Annotated in this window: 3 protein-coding genes; 2 read left to right on the plus strand and 1 reads right to left on the minus strand. The window is 65.6% G+C overall.

The annotated features are described in order from the left end of the window. Positions 1 to 125: 125 nt before the first annotated feature. Both AC1DUQ_RS20795 and AC1DUQ_RS20800 read left to right on the plus strand, forming a co-directional pair. The gene (locus tag AC1DUQ_RS20795) at positions 126 to 737 is read left to right on the plus strand and encodes a DUF4145 domain-containing protein (protein ID WP_477074522.1); all 612 of its coding nucleotides are present in this window, start codon (positions 126 to 128) and stop codon (positions 735 to 737) included. Positions 738 to 802: 65 nt separating this feature from the next. Then, positions 803 to 1,807, plus strand: a complete 1,005-nt coding sequence (locus AC1DUQ_RS20800) for a protein NO VEIN domain-containing protein (RefSeq protein ID WP_477074523.1) — start codon at positions 803 to 805, stop codon at positions 1,805 to 1,807. 24 nt (positions 1,808 to 1,831) lie between these two features. Here the strand turns inward: AC1DUQ_RS20800 and AC1DUQ_RS20805 are convergent. After that, positions 1,832 to 2,389 (minus strand): hypothetical protein (locus tag AC1DUQ_RS20805; protein WP_477074524.1); only part of this gene is annotated, 558 nt, incomplete at its 5' end.

Consider the following 2,389-nt stretch of genomic DNA (forward strand, 5'->3'; position numbering starts at 1 on the left):
CCTTAGGGTGCCCGGCTCTTCCCATACCCGCGTGTCGTGTCGGCGCAGGTCAGTAGGCTCCTGACATGGCGAGCACAGACTGCGGCTGGTGTGGGCGGCTCGTCCACTTGAAAGCGGTGTCACCGATGTTCGTGATCGACACGGCAGCGGGCCAGATGGTGACCGAAGCGGCGTACAAGTGCCCGAACTGCGAGCGCCTGATCATCGTCTGGGAGTACTCCGGAGGGAACGCGGGTAAGGCAGACGAAAGTGCTGCCCAGGCTCGGTCGTGGCGGCAGCCATACTTCGTCCCGCGTCGCCGCGACTCTCAGCAGTTCCCCGACGTGCCGGAGCACATCGGGCAGGCCGCCACGGAGGCCACGCTTTGCTTCAGCTCTGGCGCCTACCGCGCCGTCGGTGCGCTCGCCCGCGCGGTCATCGAGGCCACCGCGAAGGACAARGGTGCGGAGGGCAAGGACCTGTTCAGCCGCATCGAGGCGCTGGCGGACGGGGGGCACATCCGCAAGCACACCAAGGAGCAGGCGCACGAGGTTCGGCACTTCGGCAACGGCATGGCCCACGGCGACTTCACGGACCCGGTCACCAAAGACGACGCCGAGGAGATCATCGCGCTCATGTCGGAGGTGCTGGACGAGGTCTACCAGTCGCCTGCCCGCCTGAAGCGCGTGAAGGAGGCGCGCGAGGCCAAGAAGGCCGGGACCGCCGGCGAGGAGCCGGGCGCGACCATCACCCTCTAAAAACCTGGTTACTGCCCCGGCTGCACGGGTCCCGACAGGCGCGCATTCCCGGCAAGATGTCGCCCGTGGCGATCAATGAGTGGTGGGTGTCGGATCCGGATCAGCGTTTCTGGATGGAGATCACCGAACGCGAGGACCTTGGTGCCGACCTCTTCGCACCGATGACCGATGGCAAGGGGCGACCGTACTGGGGATACGAGCTGGTCACGTACGTACAGCCGGGGGACGTCGTGCTCCATTGGCACAAGACGCTCGCGGGCGAGCCGGCCATCGTCGGCTGGTCCCAGGCGACGGGTGCTTACGAGGACACCGACATCTCTTGGCAGGCGCACGGCACGGTCGGCCGCGCGAGTGGCAGCCTCGTGCCCCGCCCCGCTTGGCGGATGCCGCTCGTGAGCTATACACCGCTGGCCGACCCGGTCTTTCTCAGCCATGCGCGAGCGCTCGAGTCGGAGCTGCGGCAGATCCAGGCCGACCTCGAAGGGCAATACCCCGAGGGCACGCTCTACTTCCCGTTCCAGTTCAGCGACAAGCGGGAACTGCGTGCCCAGCAGACGTACCTCGTGAAGATGCCAGTCGAAGTGCTTGAGCTCCTCTCCTTGGACGACCTACGCGGTCTGCCGGGTCCGACGGCCGGGACGACGCCAGGCAAGGCTGGAAAGCGAGGCGGCAGCGGGTACATCGCGGACTCAGCGGTCCGTAGCGCGATCGAGTGGCACGCGGTGAACATGGCGTGGGCGGCCTACAAGGCCGAGGACTACGACATCGAGTACACCGGCTCATCAAAGGCGTACGACCTGGAAGTAACGAAGGGTTCCGAGGTCCGCCGCGTGGAGGTCAAGGGTTCGTCCGGCGCCGCGACCAAGGTGGAGCTGACGATCGGCGAGGTGCTGAACTCCCGCGAGCCGATCGTGTCGGACCTGTACGTAGTAGATGGCATCACATGGTGGCGCGAGGCCGACGGCGCGGTGCAGACCAACGGCGGCGACGCGCGCTGGTGGCGTGACTGGATAGCCGAAGAGTCTCGGCTCAAGCCCATCCGGTATCGGTACGAGTTGCCGCCCAGCTAGGCACACGGTCCTGGCGAGCCGCGACTACGGTCGCGCTCGACGCCAAGTGACTGGAACGGCGCCGATCAGGGGCAGGTCCACGGAGAGCTCGAAGCTTGCCGGCCTCTCGCCCTTGATCGCCTGAAGAGTGAATTCCGCCAGGCGGTCTTCCCACGTGAAGTCGGGCTTGCCGGCGATGATCAAGGTGATGGTCACCGTTTCCCCGACGCGCAACTGACACGGTGTCAGCTCGACGCCTATGGTCTGACCCTTCGGGTACACGATGGTGCATGGCGAGCTCGTGTGAAGGATCGCGATCGGCACCATGGTGTAGCGGAGCGCAGCCTCATCGGGGGCTTCCGGGGTTGGCGAGATGCAGCGGAGGTATCCGCCCTCGAACGCGGATGGGACCAGGTCGTTCGGCCCAAGGTTCGTCAGCGTAATTCGCACCAGGTGAGGCTTTGGAACGAGATATCCACTCATCGTCACTTGGATCTCGTGATCGGTCTCAACGTCGGGCATCAATGCAGACTCGGAAATCCGTCCGACCAGCCCGGATCGCTTCGGGTGGTTTCGAGCCCAGACCCCATACCAGACCGCCAA

It is taken from the genome of Cellulomonas sp. P4_B5_2 (genome assembly GCF_056402235.1).